The following is a 23,338-nucleotide window of genomic DNA, read 5'->3' on the forward strand; positions in this document are numbered from 1 at the left end:
CTCTCGTACCAGTGCAATGGCATCAAGTTTGAATTCTTTTGAATAGGTTTTACGTGTTGTCATTTCAATCTCCAGTTAAATCAATTATGTCTTAACTGGGTTAGTCGTATCAATTAAACCACGTCAATTAACACTGGCGCTATAATTGGCTGCTTATTGAGTGGCTTAACTGCGCTTTCTCATTTTATTTTTATCCATAACCTATTTTCATATACGTATGGCTTGCTGCTTGTCATGTCAATAGTTTTGGTTTGGTTAGGAAAAAACGTGGGCCATGTGGTACTTTGCTTTAACTTATCCCTCTTGTAATTGATTTCAATAACTTTAACAATCTATAAAATCAACAGCATTGAAGCATCACAATGGCTATTTCGCTCCCTCACTTTTTTCGTCTTCTTATTGAGCAGCCTTGGTGTATTTTCGCTATTATCTCTGCGTAAAAGAAAGTTTCGAAGATGAACACTGTTAACCAGCTTCAAGCAGCGATACCTTGGTAAGGCCCCATGAAAAACACATTATTGAAAAAACCAGCGAAGTTATTGCCTGCGGTGCTACTCATTGGAATCGGCGCTTTAGCTGGCGGAGAGGGCTACAAGTACGCTCTACTCAGACAATTAAACATAAGCATCGAAGACAGTTATTCCCAGGATCTACTCCATGCGAAGGACTTTTTAGTGTTAGCAAAGTCGATCAGGGCAGGAAAGTATGACGACGCGCTGTTCTACTCTGAGCAATTACTAGAAAGCAGCTTAAAGCACTTACCCAATGAAATAATTAAGTCAAACCATGTGATCATAGACCAGATAAAAGAATACAAAGAACAAGACTGCCAAAACCAATGCTTACATCAGTTAGGCTTTTAAGACAAATAAGATGATTCCTTTATCGCACTGTGCTTGAAAAGCGACGTAACCTTAATATGGCTGCGCTGCTATCAGTAGAGTGCGTCTGTTAAGATAAGCTATTCTTTTTTTGGGCTCTTACAACCTTGCCAAGCTTAGGAAAACGATGCCATGGATGTCGAAGAAAAAGTATTAAAACCTAACAATGCAACCCTTGGGATAACCTTAGTAGCGATTAGCGTCATTATTGGCTTTGTTTGGAGCCTGCTTTTTAAAGCAAATATTGAAATGATGCTGATAAATGGCAAGCTGATGTTTTCATTCATCGTGTTTGAAGCCATCTATGTAGGAGTTTTTTTGGCCATTTATTTTGGCGAAAATTGGGCAAGAATTTTATTTATCGTATTACAGTTATCAGTGTTGGACTCATACTACAAAAGGATATTTTTAGAGCCAGAACTATACCCCGCGCTACTATCGGCGATGCAATTTCTGCTGTTTTTTATTGGTATCATCTATCTGCTGACCCCTACCGCTAATGCTTGGTTTAAAGAAAATTCGAAGCGAAGGGCTCCCCCGAAAAAAAAGCCATAACCAAAACGAGCACCATTACAGCTAGCACTCTTCACCACTTAGCGCACTAAATTGTGTAAAGTTAAGTCAAGCTAGTGGCTTATGGATTTATCTCAGGCATAATCAGGCCTTTATTTATTTAGCTATCATCAATGGACGAATTATGAAGCCGATTACCAAATTAAGCCTTGCCGTATTATTCGGCGCCAGTCTAGTGGCCTGCTCTGAGCAAACCACGCCAGCCGAAACCAAGCCTGCTGAATCAGCTGAAGTTGTTGCCACCACAGAACCCACTGCGGCGCCAACTAATGAGCCAACTACCGAGCCAGAAGCGGCAACTGAGCAAGCTGAAGAAGGTGAAGCAAGTGCCAAAGATGCACATGAAGGCCATGCTCATAACGATGAGCCGGTCCTGACTGAAGCTGCGATTGCTACCGCCAATGACCCGTTCCAACAAGATGTGCACTATCGTGTGTTAGAAACTGCGATTGCGGCGCAGCCAAACGAAGTCCATGAATTTTTCTGGTATGGCTGCCCAGCCTGTAAGGCCACCGAGCCATTGATGTACAAGTTAAAAGATAACGAAGCGCTAAAAGTGACGGTTAATGCGTCATTACTGAATCAAAACTGGGTATTTGATGCGGTGATTTTCCAAGCATTTAAACACTTTAATGTACTAGAAAAAGCGCACCCGGCTTATTTTGAAGCGCGCCAAAATGGCACGGTAAAAGATCAAGCCAGCTTTGAAGCCTTCCTTGCCGAGCAAGGTGTGGATAAAGCCAAATTTGAAGCTTACAGCCAGTCAGATGAGCTAAAAGCTGAATTAGATGCCTCTTTTGCGGTAGAAAGCAAACTACAAAGTACCGGTGTACCAACCTTAGTGGTGGGTGGTAAATACGTGCTGCTAAACCGTGGCTTTGACAGCATAGAGCAAATGGAACAAGCCATTGTTTGGCTGAGTGAAAAATAAGCTCGATATGACAAGCCTATGCGACTGGCATAGGCTTGTTTTCTAGTTCGTTGTCAACGAGCCTTGTTTATTCGTAACGCGATTTAGTGGCCTCTTCTACCGGAATAAAAATCATCCCATCCATCACCTCATGAGGGGCAACGAGCCCTCCTTGGGGTACCCCATATATAAAATTACCCCCAGAAAACAGTTGATTACTGCGATTCTCAGCATCAAAGTCAAAAAATGCATTTGGCAATTGCATGTCAGCTAGCTTCGCATTTAGGCTGAAATCAGGGTATGTAAAGCTCTCTGTATCAATTTTCCATTGGGTATGGTCAGGAGTGTAAGGTGCATACGTTCCGCCGTTATCTAATACAAGGATGCTGTACATAGACAAACTTGGCTGATTTCGCTTCATGGCTGTTGGCACGGTATCGGCGTGTTTTGAAATGTGAATATTATGCGCCCAAAGGGCTGTTTGCTGGGTTGCTCCAAACCAAACTTCCCTTAACCAACGCACGTTATCAGCCGAGCTGATGTCAGCAACGGGGTAATAATCTTCATATTGCATCTTGGCATGGGCTTGCATCCCTTTCACGATTTGAAGCCAGAAACTGGCATAATCGCGAAAGTTGCGAGGTTGTGTAGGGTCATAAGCTGGAATAGTTTCGTTAGGGACTTGCGCGGTGAGTTTTGCCTCAAGCTCAAATAAAGCCAACAGCAACTTCCAATGTAAATCATAATCACCCTGATAAACCACATCTGTGTACCAAGGGCACATCATTACCGGCGCTACTTGATGAATAGCGGCCATGTCTTCGGTGCTGATGGCTGCATTAACGAGATAAGTTTCTAATTCATTTAGCATCACACTTGTGCCAAGTTCAGGCTTAACCACACAAGCAGGATCACTGTTTATACGGGTGTCAAAGCCCACTAAGATCAGCGGATCATTAACTTGATCCACGTCATTCACATAATTAACAATCTGCGAGACACCTAAACTATGGCGATGCATATACATATAGTTGGCATCGGGGCCAGTAATCGCTTCAATTAAGGGCTGCTTACCCGTTAAATAGTTTTCCCAAGCCGCTAAGCCATCATAAAAGCCGGCTTCAAACACGATCATATCGAGTTGGCCTTGCTGATGCATGCCTTTGAGTAATCGACTTTTTAAAAAGTGTACCACAGAGCCGGAATGGGAGGGCTCGCCCAAACTCACCACATCATAATCTTTCAGCCGATCGATAATAGGTTGGATATCACTATTATCGGCATCCATATGGGTACTGGTAAAAGCGGTGTACGTAGGGGTTACCGCATTATTATCAGAATTTCCTTCAGTCCCCCCTCCTCCGCCGCCACACGCACAGAGCAGTAGTACACTACAGCCAATCAATAAAGTTTTAATCATAGTAACCTCAGTAAAAGCAAACTCTGAAGCTAATATAATGAAATTAATAGAAAATTATTTGACACCTATCGCAACACATAACAAATAAATCAATTCACACTTCTGGTTCATCGATTTTTTGACCAGTTTGAGGTGGTCGTCTCAACTTGACTAGGATAAAAATAGAGACACAGATCACACAAGTATAAGCCGTATTCATATCTCACATTAATCTAACTCTATTCTCTTATCTGTGTGTCCCCCCTAAACTGCCCTCCATCAGCTCAAACGCTCCATATAAGTAGCGAGTTACTGATTCACAATAAGAATATAAAGGTAGACAATGAAAAAATTATCTCTTGCAATTACATTAGCTTTAACGTCTAGTTTCGCATTCGCTGGTAACACTTATATCGGTGGTGGTGCCGGTTTAGCTCAACACGAAGACACTTGTGACCAAGTGAACGCAGCATCTTGTGATGACAATAGCCAAAGTTTTAATGGTTTTGCGGGTTACCAATTTAACGATAACTTTGCTATTGAAGCAGGTTACAACCACTTAGGTAAAACTGAACTACCGGGCGAAGACAGCATTCTTCAAGGTATCAACACCTCTATCATCGGTCGTTTACCGCTTACTGAGAATGTTTCTCTATTTGGTGAAGTAGGTGCTTTTGGCTACCGCTCTGACTCTTTGGGTCACCGTGATGAAGGTTTATCACCACTAGGTGGTGTAGGTGCGACTTACCGCATCAACGATACCTTAGATGTACAGGCTCGCTACCGTCGCATTGAAAATATTGGTCGTTCACACAACGTGAAAACAGACGTGAATAACTTTGGTATCGAATTAGTTGCACACTTTGGCCGCGGTCAAGAGCAAGTAGTGATCGAGCCATTACCCGTTGAGCCTGAGCCAATTGAGCCAGCTCCAGTTTATGAAACGCAAGTGAACCAATATTCTGATGCGGTATTGTTTGGCTTTGATTCTTATGCGTTAACCAGCACAGCTAAGCAACAACTAGATCAAGCGATTGAGTTCTACCGTGCTAATGATACTGCTAAGATTCGTTTGATCGGCGCAACCGATCACTTAGGTAACAAAGAGTATAACGAGCGTCTATCACAAGCTCGTGCCACCTCAGTACAATCTTACCTTGTACAACAAGGTGTTAACCTTGAAGACATCGACACTAATTGGAAAGGTGACACGGACGCTAAAGGCATTGCCGAGAGCGAACGTGCTCAAGATCGTAATGTGATCATCGACATCACAGGCGAAACTCAAGTCGAAGTTAAATAATCTTGAGACACTATCACGCAGCGAGCTTAGCGCGCTGCGTGATTAAATAGGTTTTAGAATTCCCCAATCACGCATTTACTGCTATTTTACCGACAAATACCCTAACTTTGTCGGAAATGAAAAACGATCCTGCCACCCTAACCAGTTTGCACCAATCAAACCTTAACCTCCTTGTTAACCTTGCAGTGTTACTCGATGAAGCACATGTTTCTCGCGCCGCCGAGCGTTTAGGAATGACCCAATCGGCAATCAGTCATGTATTGAATCGAGCAAGAGAGTTATTCGATGATCCTTTACTGATCAAAGGCAGTAAAGGCATGATCCTGACTAATCGCGCCCAAGCACTAAAGCGCCAATTAACCGAGTTTGCTCAAGTAACCAGTCTCGTTTTTCAAGGCGCAGAATTTGACGCAAGTCGAGTCCGTGGCGTGATCCGCTTTAGTATGAATGATCTAGCGGCAAGCCTTTGCATCGAAGCGCTGCTAAGTATCTTTGCCGAGCAGGCGCCATTTTTGGAGCTAGAACTCGTCTCTCCCAGTGAGCACATGGCAGCCCAACTCAGTAATGGCCATTTAGACTTCGCCATTGGAGCATTTAACCAGCTACCCGACAATTGTCATAGTATCGCCATAGGCAGTGAGCCATGGCACTTATTGCAAGGACAGTATGCTAAAACAACCCGTCCGCTTACCCATGCCAGCTACGCCTTAGCAGAGAGCATGGAGTTTGCTCAAACCCAAGAATCGAAACAGCTTGGCAGTACAACAAGCTTTCGCTCTAGCTCATTACTTGTCATGCTTGCCGCGCTAAAAACTGAATATTTCGGTGCTTTAGTGCCTAATTCATTGCTGCATTTATTACTTCAGCAAACAAACAATGATAGCTATAGCCATAGTCCCATGGGTTATGTCGATAATTATCTAGTTTGGCCACAGCACCTAACTCATCAGCCCATGCATGAATGGGCTCGAGCCATATTTTTTGCTACCTATCAACAGTACGTTTTACTTTCTCCACTCAAGGAGCCCCATGCTTAAATCAGAGCTATTATTACTGCAGCAAACTGATATGAATCTGCTGGTAGCCTTGGCGGTCATCCTAGAAGAAAAACAAGTGGGTAAAGCAGCAGAGCGGCTGCAATTAACGCAACCCGCCATGAGCCAACGCTTGGCCAAACTGCGCCAAATATTAGATGATCCGATTCTAATTCGGGCTAATAAACAATTTGAGCTGAGTGCCAAAGCACTAAAACTAAAGCCCCATTTGGAAAGTAGTTTGGCTTTAGCAAATAGCATTTTACAGCCCCCCCCCGTTTGATCCAGCAAATGCCAATGGTATCTTTCGCTTTAGTGCTATTGACCTAGCTGCATCGCAATTCTTGCCCGATGTATTAACACAGCTACGACAAGCCGCCCCCAATCTTGCGGTTGAGTTTGTCTATCGACCCAAAAACATAGTGGAGTTACTAGAACAAGGCGATTTAGATCTGGTGTTAGGAGGTATGTTCGATGCGCCAGCCAATATTCATGCTAGGCAAATTGCTCGTATGAACTATCGATTTTTTGTCATGGTAAGCCACCCCTTAGCAACAAAAAATAACCTGACCCTCGCTGACATCGCTCAGTACAGTCATATTCGTTACAGCCCTGCGGGAGCCGTTGAACCTCAGGTAGACAACCTCTTTAAGCAACATAAACTAAAACGTCAGGTTACATTACACACTAGCTCCATGGCTGTGTTAATCGCGGGACTCAAAGCCGGTAAACATATCGCGGTATTACCCAGCGAATTCACTACTCAAGAGCCAACTAAACACACTTTATGTGCTCTCGACATACCTTCTATTCCGGCTGTGGATTTGATGCTTTACTGGCATAGTCGAAGCCACAAAGACCCATTACACCGCTGGTTCCGTCAACTTTGGCTAGATGTGATTAAACAATATTGCTGAGCAGTATTACTAACCAGTAAAACAGGCATAAAAAAACCAGCCGACATGGGCTGGTTGTTATACTCAGAAAGGCCTATTAAAAAATAATGTCTTTTAGTGCTTGGTCTTTACGATCCAGGTAATGAGTCGAGTGAATACGACGCACGGTTCTTGATTTACCTCGGATCACTAAGGTTTCAGTGGTGGCTAACCGGCCATTGACCGCCACGCCTTCGAGTAAATCACCTTTGGTGATACCGGTTGCAGAGAAAATGACGTTATCATTTTGCGCTAATTCTTCTAACTTAAGCACCTCTTTCACTTTAATACCTAAGGCTTCACAGCGCTGCTCTTCTTCTTCGCCAATGCGGATATTTTCTTCCGTTGGCTCTTTCACCAAAGGACGAGGTAATAAACGCGCTTGCATATTGCCGTCTAAGGCACGTACAACCGCGGCAGAAATCACGCCCTCAGGCGCGCCGCCTATACAATAAAGCAAGTCGACCTCGCTGTCTGGCATACAAGCCATCACCGACGCCGCTACGTCGCCATCAGGAATAGCAAATACCCGAACGCCCAAGCCTTGCATTTCTTTAATGGCTTTGTCGTGACGCGGCTTGGCCAACGTCGCACAAGTTAACTTGTCTAGCGGCTTACCCAGTGCAAATGCAATGGCTTTTAGGTTTTGCTCCAAGGAGCGATTCAAATCGATGGCATCTTTGGCATCGGGACCAACGATTAGTTTTTCCATATACATATCAGGCGCTTTAAGGAACATGCCTTTTTCAGCGACCGCAATAACCGCCACCGCGTTGGATTGCCCCATGGCCGTCATGCGCGTGCCTTCGATCGGGTCAACCGCGATATCTACCGCGTCACCCTTGCCGCTACCCACATGCTCACCTATGTAAAGCATGGGCGCTTCATCAATCTCGCCTTCACCAATAACGATTTCGCCATCAATATCAATTTGGTTCAGAATGTGACGCATCGCTTCCACTGCCGCGCCATCTGCTATATTTTTGTCGCCCCGACCAACCCACTTATACGCAGCCAATGCTGCTGCTTCTGTGACTCGGGAAATTTCGATCGCTAACTCACGTCTCATCTTTCACTACTCCAAGTTGCCGCGGTCGCGATATTAGCACAAAACGACCTTATAACGGCATAGTATTAGCTGCTATAAATACAGGAATAAGTCTTTTTATCTTATTAATTCGTATAACAACTGGATTAATCTGTTTTAACAGGCGTATCTTATACCCAAATGACGCCAATATGATCCTTTTGCGATAAATTTTGGCTTCAAACCGATTCATAGATTAAGGAAGTAATATGGCAGGCTTACAACACATGATCGATGCCGACCAAGCGTTACCCGGACGTCAACAAGCCATCTACACCCCAAGTGAACACTTTGTTTTTAATACACAATTATCAAGTGTAGCCGATTTAAACAAGGTCTGGTTTGGGATGGGCTGTTTTTGGGGCGCTGAGCGCTTATTTTGGCAGCAAACGGGGGTAAAGTTCACCAGTGTTGGCTATGGCGGTGGCTTTACGCCCAACCCGAGCTACGAAGAAGTGTGCACTGGCATGACTGGCCATACCGAATTAGTTGAAGTGATATATGATCCAAGGGAAGTTAGCCTCTATCAATTACTCACGTTATTTTGGCAACAGCACAATCCCACTCAAGGCATGCGCCAAGGCAATGACCTCGGCACTCAGTATCGCAGCGCTATTTATTGTGACAACGACGCCGATTTAGCCCTTGCCATACAAAGCCAAGCCTTATTTCAACAGGCCCTGCAAGAAAAGGGCATGAACGCCGCTATCACCACGGAAATCTTGCCTTGGCAAAGCTTTTATTACGCCGAGCAATACCACCAGCAGTACTTAGCCAAAAACCCCAATGGTTATTGTGGCTTAGGTGCTAATGGTGTTTGCCTGCCGCCCCAGCCTTAAGTCAATCTTGGTTTAATCGTTTAATTAACACCGAGGTATCTGAGCGCCCCTCGCCGCGTTGTTGTAGTTCACTATAGTAGCTATCAACTAACTCGGTGACGGGTAACTTAGCACCGTTGCGTTTGGCTTCATCAAGACAAAAGCCAAGATCTTTACGCATCCAATCGATAGCAAAGCCAAAGTCAAACTGATTGTTATTCATGGTACTTGCACGGTTGTCCATCTGCCATGATTGCGCCGCGCCATGCTGGATCACCTTGATCACTTGCTCGACGTCTAGGCCAGCTTGCTGCGCAAAGTGAATACCCTCGGCTAAACCTTGTAGCAAGCCGGCAACGCATATTTGATTCACCATTTTACATTTTTGCCCTGCGCCATGGTTGCCAAGTAACGCAGCGCTTTTGCTGTAGGCAGCAATGACGGCTTTAATGGCATCAAACTCGCTCTGCTCACCGCCACACATGATGGTTAAACAGCCCTTTTCGGCCCCCGCTTGACCGCCCGAAACTGGCGCGTCAATAAAGCCAATATTCTGCTTCGCACAAGCCTGTGCGAGTTCTTGCGCCAACTCAGCGGAGGTGGTGGTGTGATCAACCAAGATAGCGCCCGATTTACAACCCGCTAGAATGCCCTGCTCACCATAAACCACAGCGCGCACATCTTGATCGTTGCCTACGCACATTAAGACCATATCGGCATCAACCGCCGCCAGCGCAGGAGTTGTTGCGGCTTGCCCACCGTATTGCTGCGCCCAAGCCTGCGCTTTAGTTTGGGTACGATTGTAAACCGTGACCTGATGGCCTGCCTGTTGCAAGTGCCCCGCCATCGGATACCCCATTACCCCTAATCCAATAAATGCTAGTTTCATTGCTGACCTCCTGTTCGTTTATGTTATTGACTATAAACTTTAATACGTAAATCAACAGAGAAAATAACTGCCATTGGTTAGACAAAGGTAATACAATTTAAAAAACTGTATTACACAACTAACAAGATGAGCTGGCAACCTACAACCTCTTCACACCTAACTGGCTATCGCGCCTTAGCAGAGCAACTTATTCGTGATATTCACCTTGGCATCTTAACGCCAGGGCAAGCCTTACCCCCCATTCGTCAGTTGGCTAAACAATTACAACTTACCCCTACTACCATCAGCCGTACCTATCGTTTGGTCGAACAACAAGGCTATTTAGTGAGTCGCATTGGCAAGGGCACCTTTGTTGCTGGTCAGCAAGATTTAAACAGCGTGATCCAAACCGGGCAGCAAAGTTGCAATTTATCCATCATTCAACCTTTACCCGAATTAGTTCAAGCTGACTTTGACCAAGTGATGGCCAGTTTTGCTGAGCAGCCGATGGCAACCTCGCTATTAAACTACCCAGATGAACACAGCCTCACCCCTTACCAAGCCATGGCCTGTCAGTGGCTGCAAAGTTTAGGTGTGAATGCCCAAAATCCAGCTCAATTGGTATTTAGTCAAGGAGCCCAGCATGCCTTGTATTTACTGATCACGACCTTGACCCAAGTGGGCGATAAGATAGCGTTGGAGAAATGGGTTTACCCCGGTGCCTTAAGTATTTGCCAACAACTGGGGCGCCAAGTGGTGCCCATCGAAATGGATCAACAAGGCATGTGCCCGCAAAGCTTGGCCGAGGCTTGTGAGAAGCACAATATTAAACTGGTATTGGTGGTGGCCAGTTACCAAAACCCCAGCACAGCGATCATGTCCATCAAGCGACGCCAAGCCATTGCTAAAGTAGTGAAACAATATCGGCTATGGCTACTCGATGATGATATTTATGGGTTCTTGAATTTGGGCCAATATCCGCCGCTGTATAACCTCATCCCCGAGCAAAGCTTTTATGTGTCTAGCTTATCTAAAGCCATTTTGCCCGGCCTTCGCGTTGGCTTTATTTATGCCCCAGCTCAATTTAGCGCACAACTTAACAGCCAAATCCGTCATCAGATTTGGATGAACAATGGCCTAAGCCTTGAAATCATGGCCCGCCTTTACCAGCAAAAGCGACTAGGTAAAATGATGCGCCAGCAAATAGCACAAGCCGAGCAAAGACAAAAAATCATGCGCCAAATTTTAGGCCAATGGCATGTTGAGTCCCAGCTGCGCAGCTATCACTGCTGGCTACATTTACCGGCCCCTTGGACCTGTGAGTCTTTTCGCCAAGCCGCCATGGCGCGTGGTGTAATAGTCAGTAGCGCGGCGCATTTTAGTGTCGATAAACACCAAGCAGCAAACGCTGTTCGCTTATCCTTGATGGCGCCCAGTAGCCAACAAGTACTGCGCCAAGGCCTTGAAACCCTAAACAAGCTACTTGAGCACCCTCCTCAGATTTAGGTGGCAACTGTTGTGCTCCTTCGCCGAGCAAGCTCGCCTCCCACTGGGAGAATGAGTGTTGACAGTTTGTGTAACTGTGGGACCGGAGCTTGCTCCGGGAATGGTATATTAAAGAAACCCTAAACAAGCTACTTAAGCACCCTCCTCAGATTTAGGTAGGAGCCGCAGTAATGCGGCGATAAATTGTAATACCAAGTACTCAAAATCGCAGCATGACTGCTACTCCTACAAGCGGTGTTGATTATCCGTGCTGTGGAAGATTTTATCGGCATTGCCCTCAACAAAGCCACGGTATAACTCACCATTGGGTAAAGTGTAGCGCTGAGCAAATTCATAAAAGCAACTTGGGATAACATGACTTTCATCCAAAAAGTCCACCTGCGCACTATCGGCTAGGGTAGCGGATTGGGCTAAATACACTTCAGGGCCGCCTTTGATCTCCCCACCGGTATTATTAAGGGCAAACCCCGCTTGATGCAGCGCTTGGTTGACCTGAGCTAAATCGGAAAACCCGGCTAGCGCATTCACATTCACCGTAAAGTGATTAGCGCGATAACCCCAAGCCGCCAGCCAAGCGGCATATTCACTCTCTTCTAGTAAAGCCTGATAGCAATGATATTGGGTGCGCCACAAAGCGCCACTGTAAAGCATCTCGGCTTGGCCTAAGATGGCCGGATCAACTTGCGCTACCAGATCGCGAATAATGGCTTGGGCTCGCTCGGAAAACTCAGCCACTTTAAGCTCACTGATAAAGACTAAGGGAGCCGCAGGATCAGGGTGGGCAAAATGCTGTGCATTGAGCTTCTTAGCCTTAAACTCATACTTATCTTTGGCCTCATAGCCCAAAGCGAGCCAAGGCTTCGCCAGCACCTTTAAATTCACCGGTGTTAGGTCAAAGGTGCGCAAGGCAATATGATCATTTTGCACCGGCTGACCGTGCCCAAGCAATTGATGGATCTTTTTAGCGCTGGGGGTCACTGCGAGAAATTGCAGCCAAAGCTGCTCAAATAGCTGTTCTCGTGTACACGCCATAATGCCCTCCTTATGATTAAAAAAAGCCGCCTTAGAACAAGGCGGCATTGCTCAAACGCTGAGTCCGGGCACCAAGGAGCTAGGAAGACTGAGCTGTTCAACTTCAACCGATGCCACTGGATACGAGCAATAATCAGCCGCATAGTAAGCACTGGGTCTGTGGTTACCACTGGCGCCAATCCCACCAAAGGGAGCCGCACTACTGGCGCCCGTTAACGGTTTGTTCCAATTAACGATGCCTGCGCGTATTTGCTGATAGAAGGTGCGATATAAGCTTTCATCATCTGCCAGCAAGCCAGCAGCAAGGCCAAACCGAGTATTGTTAGCCATCGCAATAGCTTGTTCGAAGGTTTGGTAACGAATCACTTGTAATAAGGGGCCAAAATATTCTTCATCAGGGAGTTCATCAATGGCCGACACGTCGATTAAGCCGGGGCTGAGTAGCCCAGTGTTTTTTCGTAACAAGGCCATTGGCACCAAAGCCTGACCGCCCAGTTTGAGTAATTGTTGCTGCGCATCGAGCAATTTTTGCGCCGCGTCGTAAGAAATCACCGCGCCCATAAAGGGTTGTGGCTGGGCATCAAAATTGTCGACTTTGATGGATTTCACCGCCTTAATTAAGTCGCTGAGTAAGCGATCACCTTGCTCATTACTGGGTAAAAATAGCCGACGAGCACAAGTACAACGCTGCCCCGCCGTTAAATAGGCACTTTGAATAATATGGTAAACCGCCGCCCTTATATCGGTGACCCCCGCGACAACTAAGGGGTTATTGCCCCCCATTTCAAGGGCTAATATTTTTTCTGGCTGATGAGCAAACTGTTGATGCAAAAGCAGTCCCGTTCGGCTGCTACCGGTAAAAAACAATCCATCAATATCTTTTTGGCTTGCTAATGCTTGTCCTGTTGCCACATCGCCTTGAATTAAATTAATCACGCCTTCTGGTAGCCCAGCCTGAAGCCATAAACCTAAGGTGATTTCTGCCGTTTGCGGGGTGAGTTCCGATGGTTTAAATACCACGGTATTGCCAGCTAATAAGGCCGGTACAATATGGCCATTCGGTAAATGACCGGGGAAATTATAAGGGCCAAACACCGCCACCACGCCATGAGGCTTGTGACGCACGAACGCACGCGCATCGGGGATGGGGTTTTCAATCTCACCGCTGCGCTCCTTAAAGGCCTTAATAGAGATGGCTATTTTACCTATCATGGCGGCCACTTCGGTTTCACTTTCCCACAAGGGTTTACCGGTTTCTTTAGCGATAACTTGAGCTAACATCCCCTTAGCTTTGGTTAATTTATTGGCAAACTGGCTCACTAAGACTTCACGTTCAGCAAAAGAGGTTTGCGACCAACTCGAGAAAGCGTCACGCGCAGCTTGCACCGCCTGAGCGACCTGATCAGCATCGGCAGACAAATCCTGCCAACAAATATCGTTATTAGCGGGGTTCACTGAGACAATGGGCTCCCCTCGCCCTTCAAGCCATATTCCATTAATTAAATGCATCATGCCTCCTTGGTCTCTTACCAGAGAATTCAGCAAAAAGATCGCGCAATTTAATTGGTGCTATAAAGGCAAAACTCGCACCGTATCTCCCGCCACAACTTGCAAAGCTTCAGCGACATCGCTATTTAAAACCGCTTTGTGGTGCTTCAATGACACACTCATAGAGGCCACGGTGGCACGAAAGTTTCGGCAAGAAATATTGCTCACGATATATTCAGCTTGGTCTATTGGCGCGCCAATTTCCACCTGCAAACGCAAACAATCTCGCACCGAACGAATATGCTCAATGGGGCATTCTACGGTGGGGCCAGCATCAAAAATGTCGATGTAACCATTCTTATGAAACCCCTCACCTTCGAGTAACTTAAGGGCGGGCAAGGTTTTTTCGTGTACTTGACCAATGACTTTTTGAGCCTGCGGGCTAAGCAAACTAATGTAGATAGGGTATTTGGGCATTAATTCGGCGATGAATTGCTTATTACCCAGGCCCGTTAGGTGATCAACAGTGGGAAAATCGACCGAAAAAAAGTTTTGTTCTAACCACACCCAAAATGGCGAACGGCCATCTTCATCGCTCACCCCGCGCATTTCGGCAATCACTGTCGCAGCAAACCGTTTGCGATGCTCCGCCATCAATAAAAACCGACAACGCGATAACAATCGCCCAGCGTGGCTACTGCGATATGGCTCGCGTAAAAATAGCGTACAAAGCTCAGAAACCCCAGTGTAATCATTACTTAAGGTTAGAATTTCGACTAGGTTATAAACCCCTAATGTAGGGGAGGAGTGCACCACTTTGCCGACATGATAATTATAAAAAGGAGCGTTCATGCCCACGGCGGCTTCAATGGCCGTGGTGCCAATGATTTCACCTCTCGTGGTGTCTTCTGCCACCATCAAGTAGCCTTGGTCACCGGGCTGTTTAACATCTTGCTCAAAAGAATCAATAGAGTGGGTAATTTTACGTTGCAGCAGAGCTTCGTTGACGGGGAGAGAGGTAAAGCCAACGCCAGACTCTTGTGCCATCACCATAAGGGCACCGAGATCGTTAGATTGAATAGGACGGATCACGAGCATAAACTGTACTCCATCTTAGGGCTTGCTTAAGTAACAGCAGTCTCCTTTGAAATTTGCGCCGCCCCTTAAGACGGCGCACAGCAGATTTATGAGCCTACCACCTGAGCGATTGCAGTTTGTAAGCGAGCAAATCCAAGCTCAATTTCTTCATCGGTAATATTTAGTGCCGGAGCAAACCGCAACACATTCGGGCCAGCCACCAGCATCATCAATCCAGCATCCGCTGCGGCGACTAAGATATCACGGGCTTTGCCATGGTACTCAGGCACTAATTCGGCACCTATCAATAGGCCCTGACCACGAATATCAGCAAATAAGTTAAATTGCTCATTGAGTTTAGCTAAATGGGCTTTAAACACTTGCTCTTTTTGCTTCACGCCCGCTAGCATTTCAGGGGTATTCACGATATCAAACGCCGCTTCTGCCACCGCACATGCTAACGCGTTACCACCATAGGTACTGCCATGGGTGCCCACTTTTAAGCTCTCGGCAATTTTGCTGGTTGTGAGCATCGCCGCAATCGGGAAACCGCCGCCCAAGGCTTTGGCGCTGGTTAGAATATCAGGCACCACCTCTGCACCCATATAGGCATACAACTCACCCGTTCTGCCTACACCCGTTTGCACTTCATCAAAAATCAACAACGCATTGTGCTGATTACATAACGCACGCACGCCTTTAATAAACTCAGCATCGGCATTGATAACCCCACCTTCACCTTGCATTGGCTCAACTAATACGGCACAGGTTTTATCGCTAATTGCCGCTTCTAATGCAGCCAAATCATTGTAATCAACATGGGTGATGGCGCCTGGTTTAGGGCCAAAGCCATCAGAGTAAATCGCTTGCCCTCCCGCCGTCACGGTAAAAAAGGTACGGCCATGGAAACCTTGATTAAAAGCGATGATCTCTACTTTGTCTTCACCGAAATGCTCAATGGCATAACGACGCGCCAGCTTAAGGGCGGCTTCATTGGCTTCCGCCCCCGAATTGGCAAAAAACACTTTTTCTGCAAAAGTGGCATCCACTAGCTTTTTGGCCAGACGCAGTGCGGGCTCGTTGGTCCAAATATTACTCACATGCCAAATTTTCTCACCTTGATCTTTAAGCGCCGCGACTAAAGCAGGATGGGCATGCCCCAAACAGTTCACGGCAATGCCCCCAGCAAGGTCGATGTAGTCATTGCCTTGCTGATCCCACACGCGCGACCCTTCGCCTCGTACCGGGATCACCGCTGAAGGCGCATAATTTGGCACCATAACTTGATCAAATAAGGCTCTTGAAACTGCTTCATGTTCTGACATCACTACATCCCTCTTTGTTTGCACCCTAAAGACAGAATAAACAACCATATTATGTTAATGATTTGTTAATTATGTGGGTTGTTTTAAAAATCGACAATATTTGTGCAAAAAAATATTCGCCTGACAGCCTCAAATCAGAGCTATTACAGAAAAATACTTAATCACAATTAATGAATAAAGTAACCAATAACCCCAATTAAATCTAGGTAAAAAATAAAAATTATGAATAAAAATTCAAAACCCACACTTTCATTATTGGCGTATGAAATTGTTTAATAATTGCAGACCTTGCTGCGACAAGATGCTCTCTGGGTGAAACTGCACCCCTTCAACGGCAAGGTACTTATGGCGGATCCCCATGATCTCTTTCGGCCCTAGGTGCTCGGTAAAGGCACTGACTTCAAAACAATCGGGTAAGCTCTCGGGCGCAAGCACTAAACTGTGGTAACGCGTTACCGTTAAAGGATTGTCTAGGCCGGTAAAAACACCGTTACCATCGTGTTCAATTGGGCAGGTTTTACCATGCATCACTTGATTAGCACGCACGACCTTGGCACCAAACACTTGGCCGATACTCTGATGCCCCAAACACACGCCAAGAATCGGAATTTGCCCCGCAAAGCGTTCAATGGCCGCCAACGAGATACCCGCCTCATTTGGGGTGCAGGGGCCAGGCGAAATAACCAAATGCTCGGGGGTCATGTCACCGATTTCTTTGAGCGAAATTTGATCGTTGCGCTTCACGATCACGTCAACACCTAGCTCACCAAAGTATTGGTACAGGTTGTAGGTAAAAGAATCGTAATTGTCGATCATTAACAGCATGAAGAGCCTATAAGTTGTATAGCAACGATACACAAATGGTTACTTGAACCTTGATTCGCTGCTCATTGTCGTTGACGCGGTTGCCAAAAGGCTGGCGGGCTATTAGAAAAGGGAAATTATAGAGAGAAACACAAAGGTTAACAACACGCTATTGAGCCATGATAAGGCTCAATGTAGCTATATATACCTATACAATAATAGGCATAGCTCCTGTAAAATCACACAGTGAAATTAGCAGGGAAAAGGTGAAAACATGCGTAAACTATTGCTTCAAAGTGCTTCCGTTGTGTCATTAATCCTCGTCATTAGTTTCTGTGTTTACCTAGGCAACTTAATCAACTCCGTTGAAAGCATAGAATCTAAGTTAAGCTATCAAGTTGCACAGCTGGATCATTTAAAGCCACTTGATGCAATGCCTACCGACACCATTAATACGACATACGTACCAAGTTATTCTCATATTTATGTTGACGATGGACAGCCCGTTTTGCTGGCAGCCACGTTGACGCTGAGAAATACCGACAAAAAATATCCCTTACTTATCAACTCGGTTGAGTACTATGACACTCAAGGTAAGCTAGTGAAAAGCTACCTCAGTAACCCGATAAAAGTCGCACCAATGGCAACCGCGGAGTTTTTATCTGAAAAGCGAGACATAGCAGGAGGCGTGGGCGCCAATTTCTATGTGTCATGGAGCGCCGATGAAGCAAGCTCTCGGCCTATTTTCGAAGCTGTCATGGTAGGTGAGCACAAAGGCAGTCGCATTTCTTTCACCAGCCGTGCTAATTAGTATCTTAATTCAGCTTCAGTACAGCATTAGTACAGCTAAAATGATTTAGTATCATCTATCTACATACCACTGGCCTAACCGGATGTTAGGCCTCAACAAGGATCGAATAAGTAGTATGAATCACATCACAAAACTACTCGTTGTTAGTATGACCGCACTAACACTAAGCGCCTGCGAATTTATCATTGGCGATTCAGATGACTGGAAAAACCTCAGCTACATCAGAGCGGTTAACCTTGTCGCCCCACAAATTGATGTGCAAAATACGGACTCGAAAGGCGTGTGGACCGAAGATTTGGCTACCAACCTGAACTACGGTGATTACTCAGCGCGCGTGAAGTTCGACTTAGGCAGTGACGAGCGACGTACTTACCTGATTAAGGCCATTGATTCTAATAGTCGTGAAGACATAGTTGAAACCCATCAAGTTCCCCTTGAGCGCGGCATGGAGTATTTACTGTATCAATTTGGTGATGTTGAACAAATCGGGCTAACTCGACCGTCGATGCGTACCAGTCAAATTTTTACCAGCAAGGTCAACACAGATCAGATTCGGCTTCGCTTTATTCACGCTTACCCACAGTATTGGCAAGATGTGGATGTGTACGTCGACAATTACAAACGCGCAAGCAATTTGCAATATGGCAAAGTCTCCGTCACTAGCCATATTAACGTGAGCACCAGCGGTGGTTATCGGTTACGTGTCGTAAAAGCCAATCTAAACCCCGATGTACCAGAAAATCAATTGCTTGATACGAATATTTACTTAGACAATGAAAGCAGTTACCAAGTCTTCGTGACGCCAAAATCACCTTCTTCGAATCAAGTCAGCTTATTACGGTATAAAGAGCCGACAGAGTAAATCATCAAACTGATCCCTCCCTTTTGCTGCTGCGTTTACACTGTATTAATGTAAACGCAGCCTGCACAAATGACTCAATACCACACCCTACGCCTAATTTTAGGTGACCAACTTAACGCCAGTCACACTTGGTACCAAACAAAAAACAGTGGCGTGCTCTATCTTATTGCCGAGCTCAAACAAGAAACCGATTATGCGCGCCATCACGCGCAAAAGGTGTGCGCATTTTTTGCCGCCATGCAGGGCTTTGCTGGCGCATTAAAAAAAGCGGGGCATCAAGTGCTGCATTTAACCCTAGATGCAAGCCAAGCTTATCAAGACTTGCCGGATTTACTCTCGCAACTATGCCAGCAACATGGCATCAAGCAGTTACAATACCAACGCCCCGATGAATATCGCCTGCGCCAGCAGCTGCTTAATCTGCAAATCCATAAGGTCGCCATCAGTGAGTGGGACAGCGAGCATTTTTTAGTGCCTTTTACAGAGCTGAGTAACTATTTCAAACCCAACAAGCATGTACTAATGGAAGGCTTTTATCGCAAGCTGCGTAAACGCTTTAACCTGCTGATGGAAGATGGCAAGCCGTTAGGTGGAAAGTGGAATTATGACGCGCAAAACCGCAATAAGTTTAAGCCCGCCGATCTCGCTAAAATACCTGCGCCACTTTTATTTGAAAATCCAATTAAGGGCATTTTAGCTCGCCTTGAGCGCCACAATGTCATCACCCTAGGGGAAGTTAGCGACCCCTTGCCTTGGCCGATTAATCGCCAGCAAGCCCTCGCCTTATTGGATTATTTCTGTCAACACTGCTTGCCAAATTTTGGCCAGTTTCAAGATGCCATGACCGCCAACAGCCCACATCAATGGAGCTTGTATCATTCGCGCTTATCCTTTGCCCTTAACCTCAAAATCTTACATCCAATGCAAGTGATACAAGCGGCCATAAGCGCATTTGAGCAACGTCCCGAGCAGATAAGCCTCGCGCAAGTGGAAGGCTTTGTGCGGCAAATCTTGGGCTGGCGCGAATACGTGCGTGGCGTGTATTGGGCCAATATGCCCAACTATAGCGAGCTAAATAGTCTGGGTGCCCAGCGCGCCTTGCCCACGTTTTATTGGCACGGCAACACCAAAATGAACTGCATGGGCCATGCCATCAAGCAATCCCTTGAAACCAGCTACGCCCATCATATTCAGCGTTTAATGATCACTGGCAACTTTGCCCTGCTTGCCGGCATACACCCCGATGCCATGGACGCTTGGTATTTAGGCATCTATATCGATGCCATTGAATGGGTTGAAATGCCCAACACCCGCGGCATGAGCCAATTTGCCGACGGCGGCATTATCGCCACCAAACCTTATGCCGCCAGCGGCAATTACATCAACAAGATGAGTGATTACTGTAAAGAGTGCCACTATCAAGTCAAACAACGCGACGGCGAAGGCGCCTGCCCCTTTAACAGTTTATATTGGCAATTTATGATAAAGCACCGCGAGCGCTTAGCTAACAACCCACGCATCGGCATGGTCTATCGCAATTGGGATAACCAAACGCCCGAGCAACAGCAAAGCATCTTGGCTCAAGCGCAGCAATATTTAGCCAATATAGAGGATTTATAGCGAGTAAGAGCCGCAGCTAAGTGGGAGCTGCAGGCATGCAGCGATAAAGAAGGTGACCAAATCGCCCCATGACTGGGCTGCCACAGGGGGAGCCAACACATTAGGCTGCGGCAGCGGGCACTGCATCGGGCTCGTTGACGAGGTTAGCTAGCCAACGCTTGCCATGAATACGTCTAAGCACCAGCACTATTTTCACTACTTCTTCGGTGAGAATAGCCATCATCACCCAAGGCAGTGGCCAGCCCAAGACAAAGATGGTAAACAAAGCAATCGGAATGCCTATGCCCCATAAACCAAAGATGTCGATAAAGGCCGCATATTTCATATCACCCCCACTGCGCAATGCGCCCGATATCCCCATCATGTTAAACACGCGTAATGGGATAGCAAATGCAAGGATCAACAATACCTGTAGCGCCATGTCCAGCTCAGGTGTATTAAGCATGATCAAGCCCTGCTCAATCCAAACTAAGCCAAAGTACGTCATAGGGCCAATACACAAGGCAATACCCACGCCTGTAATAATAAGCAGCCAGGCTTTATTCCACGCACGTTCATATTGCTCGGCGCCGAGCTCTTGCCCTACTAAGGTTGCGGTAGCAACACCTAGGCCAAAAAATCCAGATAACACAAGTGATTCAATCGGCCCTAAAATACTCATGACCGCCAAGGCACTGATGCTAATGTGACCTAATAAAAAACTGTAGGTTACCGTACCTAAGGCCCAGCCCCCATTTTGCAGCATGGCGGGAAAAGCAATACTCAAATAGCGTTGGCGTGCTTTTTTCACTAGGCCATCTTTGTAGTCTTGCCAACGCGGAGTGTACTGACCGCGCCACTTGTACATGTAAATAACCAGCATCAAGGTTTGGACTAAGCGAGAAATAGCCGTACCTACCGCGGCGCCCATCACGCCCCACTCGGGGAATCCCCATAGGCCAAAAATTAATAAAGCATTGAGAGCCGCGTTCAGAAACACGGTAAACACACTGATATAAGTGGGCATTTTGGCTTCGCCTACCGCACGCAACATAGATTCAATGGGCACGGCAATGGCGGTAAAAATAACGGTCCAACCCGTTAGCAATAGATACTGAGTCGCCAACTGGTTAAACTCGCCCTCTCCCCCTGCCAATCCTATCACCCAACTTGGCGCTACCAAGTAAAGCAGGGCGAACGGTAAGGTAATGAGCATAGACATAATAAAAGACTGAGCTAAGGTGCGCTTTACTCCCGCGATGTTATTGGCGCCAAAATATTGCGCTGCCAAAATGGCCACCCCCGCGCTACTTCCGATAATGGCGAGCAGATTAAAAAATAGCACCCGACCGCCAAGGCCAACCGCCGCGACGGCTTCATCGCCAAGGCTTGCCACCATCAAGGCATCCACCAAAGCAAGCATTGAAAACAGCAAAGATTGCACCGCTACGGGAATAGCAATGCTACGAACTTGACGCCAAAACTGGCGATCGGCTGATTGAAATAAGGCCTTCATGCGTGCTCCGAATAAGGGGGGTTAACAATAGCTAAAGGATAATCCTTAGCTGAGAAAAAGCATTATGCTATACTTGCAGCTAGTTATTAAAAACTATCATCATGTTTATGCCTTTATCACCATGCCAATTTGTTATCTCTCCTAAATGCCAGCAAAAAGTATTGGGACAAGAAGATCTTGCAGCATTAGCTACGCATCAAATTGTGCAGTGTGGCAGTTGCTTAGCCATTGAAGAATTCTGTATTTCTCGCCCTGATCCCGATTTTGTGACCTTGCTCTTTACCTTTAGCGGCAAAGGAGAGCTTATCACCAAAGAACAACGCCTTGATTTAGAGCCTGGAAGCTTGCTGGTACTCCCTAGCAATATTGCCAATACCATACAGTTGGCCAGCGAACAGTGGCAATTGGCTTGGATGATGATACAACCCCATGCTCCCTTGGTGAGCGGACTAAGGCAGTTACAGTTGCGCTACATGCCCTATGGTGAACTACTAAAAAACAGTATTGACGGCTTAGTGATAGCGCAAAGCATGCCTTCCTTACCCCATTCTCAAATCCAACCATTATTGATTGCACAGATGATCCAAGTCCTGACCGCCAGTTTGGTCGAGCAACCCTTGCATGATCGTCAAGCCATCAGAATCAAACAAGTGTTTGAACAAGTTGAGCAACAGCTTGATCGTGACTGGAGTGTGGAGCAAATGGCGGCAATGGCGCATTTTTCCGCGCCTCACTTTCATCGCTTGTGTAAGCAGTATTACCAACAAAGCCCCTTACAGCATGTGATTAGCCTAAGAATGGCTCAAGCTAAACGATTATTGAGTGGGACGGACTGGCCGATCCAAGACATTGCTGAATTGGTGGGATACAGCGAACTAACCAACTTTTCCACGCGATTTCGCAAGCTTAACGGTCAAAGTCCTACCGATTACCGAAAGCATCATTGTCAGCTTAGTGCTTAGCTCTGACCTTGAAGCAGTTGTTGCAATAATTGTTGTGCCCCTTGCTGCGGGGTAATGTGCGTGCTGTCTACCTTGTAGTCATAATCAAACACTTGATGAACCAGCGGGTATTCATATTCAGCTAAACCGATAGCGCGATCGCCACGCTCGCGCTCCCGACGATTCGCTTCGGCCAAATCACAATACACCCCCACCACACAAACCCGATAGGGGCTAAGTAAGGAGAGTAAAGCATCCACTTCGTTTGCATCAATCCAAGCATTATCAATAATTAACTTGCATCCTGCGTCTAACAAACTGGGTAAGCAGCGATGGTAGCCGTCCACCAATTTGGCATACTCATATCCCGCCCGAACAATGTCCTGCCCTGTTATCATGCATTGTAAGTCGCTAGGAGGCAGTGCATAAAGGACACTATCGATACTGAAGTTTAAATATTGCTCCTCTAACAACTCTTGTAGTTCTTTGGCGATACTGGTTTTTCCAGAGCTACCAGTGCCATTGAGAAGGATAACTTGGGGTAACATATTGAACCTCTTTAGGGATAG

At 46.3% G+C, this 23,338-nt stretch carries 23 protein-coding genes; 13 read left to right on the plus strand and 10 right to left on the minus strand.

Translation table 11 applies throughout. From position 1 onward, the window contains the following. Positions 1-503 precede the first annotated feature (503 nt). From K6Y21_RS11145 to K6Y21_RS11155, 3 genes are all read left to right on the plus strand, one after another. Complete coding sequence (locus tag K6Y21_RS11145; protein WP_233071927.1) at positions 504-863, plus strand: HEPN domain-containing protein; 360 nt, start codon at positions 504-506, stop codon at positions 861-863. Positions 864-1,013: 150 nt separating this feature from the next. Then, the gene (locus tag K6Y21_RS11150; RefSeq protein ID WP_233071928.1) at positions 1,014-1,436 is read left to right on the plus strand and encodes a hypothetical protein; all 423 of its coding nucleotides are present in this window, start codon (positions 1,014-1,016) and stop codon (positions 1,434-1,436) included. A gap of 142 nt (positions 1,437-1,578) precedes the next feature. Continuing rightward, positions 1,579-2,385 (plus strand): DsbA family protein, encoded by an 807-nt coding sequence (locus tag K6Y21_RS11155; protein WP_233071929.1) that lies wholly within the window; start codon positions 1,579-1,581, stop codon positions 2,383-2,385. A gap of 67 nt (positions 2,386-2,452) precedes the next feature. Here the strand turns inward: K6Y21_RS11155 and K6Y21_RS11160 are convergent, their stop codons facing one another. Then, positions 2,453-3,784 (minus strand): TraB/GumN family protein, encoded by a 1,332-nt coding sequence (locus tag K6Y21_RS11160; protein ID WP_233071930.1) that lies wholly within the window; start codon positions 3,782-3,784, stop codon positions 2,453-2,455. A gap of 322 nt (positions 3,785-4,106) precedes the next feature. On the opposite strand from K6Y21_RS11160, the gene K6Y21_RS11165 reads away from it, so the two are divergent. The 4 genes from K6Y21_RS11165 to K6Y21_RS11180 all read left to right on the plus strand — a co-directional run bounded on the left by K6Y21_RS11165 (position 4,107) and on the right by K6Y21_RS11180 (position 7,017). Further along, entirely contained in the window at positions 4,107-5,066 is a 960-nt protein-coding gene (locus K6Y21_RS11165) for an OmpA family protein (protein WP_233071931.1), read from the plus strand. Between the two features lie 116 nt (positions 5,067-5,182). Next, positions 5,183-6,103 (plus strand): LysR family transcriptional regulator, encoded by a 921-nt coding sequence (locus K6Y21_RS11170; protein WP_233071932.1) that lies wholly within the window; start codon positions 5,183-5,185, stop codon positions 6,101-6,103. After that, on the plus strand, positions 6,096-6,383 hold the full coding sequence (locus K6Y21_RS11175; protein WP_233071933.1) for a helix-turn-helix domain-containing protein: 288 nt from the start codon (positions 6,096-6,098) through the stop codon (positions 6,381-6,383). Before K6Y21_RS11170 ends, K6Y21_RS11175 begins: the two co-directional genes overlap by 8 nt. Before the next feature lie 19 nt (positions 6,384-6,402). Beyond that, positions 6,403-7,017, plus strand: coding sequence for a LysR substrate-binding domain-containing protein (locus tag K6Y21_RS11180; protein ID WP_349629492.1), 615 nt, complete (start codon positions 6,403-6,405; stop codon positions 7,015-7,017). Positions 7,018-7,093: 76 nt separating this feature from the next. Here the strand turns inward: K6Y21_RS11180 and glpX are convergent, their stop codons facing one another. Continuing rightward, the gene (gene glpX, locus K6Y21_RS11185) at positions 7,094-8,104 is read right to left on the minus strand and encodes a class II fructose-bisphosphatase (RefSeq protein ID WP_233071935.1); all 1,011 of its coding nucleotides are present in this window, start codon (positions 8,102-8,104) and stop codon (positions 7,094-7,096) included. 227 nt (positions 8,105-8,331) lie between these two features. Between glpX and msrA the strand changes: the two genes are divergently transcribed. Then, a complete protein-coding gene (msrA, locus tag K6Y21_RS11190) occupies positions 8,332-8,961 on the plus strand; it encodes a peptide-methionine (S)-S-oxide reductase MsrA (RefSeq protein WP_233071936.1) in 630 nt (209 codons plus the stop codon). A 1-nt stretch (position 8,962) separates the two neighbouring features. Here the strand turns inward: msrA and K6Y21_RS11195 are convergent, their stop codons facing one another. Continuing rightward, positions 8,963-9,829, minus strand: coding sequence for an NAD(P)-dependent oxidoreductase (locus K6Y21_RS11195; RefSeq protein WP_233071937.1), 867 nt, complete (start codon positions 9,827-9,829; stop codon positions 8,963-8,965). A gap of 126 nt (positions 9,830-9,955) precedes the next feature. Here K6Y21_RS11195 and K6Y21_RS11200 point away from each other — a divergent pair, with 126 nt between their 5' ends. Continuing rightward, positions 9,956-11,314 carry an aminotransferase-like domain-containing protein gene (locus K6Y21_RS11200; protein ID WP_233071938.1) on the plus strand — a complete coding sequence of 453 codons (1,359 nt, stop codon included), beginning with the start codon at positions 9,956-9,958 and terminating at the stop codon, positions 11,312-11,314. 225 nt (positions 11,315-11,539) lie between these two features. Here the strand turns inward: K6Y21_RS11200 and K6Y21_RS11205 are convergent, their stop codons facing one another. The 5 genes from K6Y21_RS11205 to K6Y21_RS11225 all read right to left on the minus strand — a co-directional run bounded on the left by K6Y21_RS11205 (position 11,540) and on the right by K6Y21_RS11225 (position 17,061). Beyond that, entirely contained in the window at positions 11,540-12,346 is an 807-nt protein-coding gene (locus tag K6Y21_RS11205) for a DUF1338 domain-containing protein (RefSeq protein ID WP_233071939.1), read from the minus strand. A 51-nt stretch (positions 12,347-12,397) separates the two neighbouring features. Next, on the minus strand, positions 12,398-13,855 hold the full coding sequence (gene astD, locus K6Y21_RS11210) for a succinylglutamate-semialdehyde dehydrogenase (protein WP_233071940.1): 1,458 nt from the start codon (positions 13,853-13,855) through the stop codon (positions 12,398-12,400). Between the two features lie 60 nt (positions 13,856-13,915). After that, entirely contained in the window at positions 13,916-14,932 is a 1,017-nt protein-coding gene (astA, locus tag K6Y21_RS11215; RefSeq protein WP_233071941.1) for an arginine N-succinyltransferase, read from the minus strand. 86 nt (positions 14,933-15,018) lie between these two features. Further along, positions 15,019-16,236, minus strand: coding sequence for an aspartate aminotransferase family protein (locus K6Y21_RS11220; protein ID WP_233071942.1), 1,218 nt, complete (start codon positions 16,234-16,236; stop codon positions 15,019-15,021). Positions 16,237-16,488: 252 nt separating this feature from the next. Then, complete coding sequence (locus K6Y21_RS11225) at positions 16,489-17,061, minus strand: anthranilate synthase component II (protein ID WP_233071943.1); 573 nt, start codon at positions 17,059-17,061, stop codon at positions 16,489-16,491. 253 nt (positions 17,062-17,314) lie between these two features. Between K6Y21_RS11225 and K6Y21_RS11230 the strand changes: the two genes are divergently transcribed. The 3 genes from K6Y21_RS11230 to K6Y21_RS11240 all read left to right on the plus strand — a co-directional run bounded on the left by K6Y21_RS11230 (position 17,315) and on the right by K6Y21_RS11240 (position 20,333). Next, positions 17,315-17,851, plus strand: coding sequence for a DUF3124 domain-containing protein (locus K6Y21_RS11230; protein WP_233071944.1), 537 nt, complete (start codon positions 17,315-17,317; stop codon positions 17,849-17,851). A 115-nt stretch (positions 17,852-17,966) separates the two neighbouring features. After that, complete coding sequence (locus K6Y21_RS11235; RefSeq protein ID WP_233071945.1) at positions 17,967-18,713, plus strand: DUF4397 domain-containing protein; 747 nt, start codon at positions 17,967-17,969, stop codon at positions 18,711-18,713. Between the two features lie 69 nt (positions 18,714-18,782). Next, positions 18,783-20,333 (plus strand): cryptochrome/photolyase family protein, encoded by a 1,551-nt coding sequence (locus K6Y21_RS11240; protein ID WP_233071946.1) that lies wholly within the window; start codon positions 18,783-18,785, stop codon positions 20,331-20,333. A gap of 100 nt (positions 20,334-20,433) precedes the next feature. Here the strand turns inward: K6Y21_RS11240 and K6Y21_RS11245 are convergent, their stop codons facing one another. Beyond that, entirely contained in the window at positions 20,434-21,828 is a 1,395-nt protein-coding gene (locus K6Y21_RS11245) for an MATE family efflux transporter (protein ID WP_233071947.1), read from the minus strand. Positions 21,829-21,929: 101 nt separating this feature from the next. Between K6Y21_RS11245 and K6Y21_RS11250 the strand changes: the two genes are divergently transcribed. Further along, positions 21,930-22,790 (plus strand): helix-turn-helix domain-containing protein, encoded by an 861-nt coding sequence (locus K6Y21_RS11250; RefSeq protein ID WP_233071948.1) that lies wholly within the window; start codon positions 21,930-21,932, stop codon positions 22,788-22,790. On the opposite strand, the gene K6Y21_RS11255 is transcribed toward K6Y21_RS11250, so the two are convergent. Beyond that, positions 22,787-23,317: a chloramphenicol phosphotransferase CPT family protein gene (locus K6Y21_RS11255; RefSeq protein WP_233071949.1), complete on the minus strand. Its 531-nt coding sequence runs from the start codon at positions 23,315-23,317 to the stop codon at positions 22,787-22,789. The genes K6Y21_RS11250 and K6Y21_RS11255 overlap by 4 nt on opposite strands. Between the last annotated feature and the right edge of the window lie 21 nt (positions 23,318-23,338).

Source organism: Motilimonas eburnea (genome assembly GCF_021295345.1).
Lineage (GTDB): Bacteria > Pseudomonadota > Gammaproteobacteria > Enterobacterales > CBDFNC01 > Motilimonas > Motilimonas eburnea.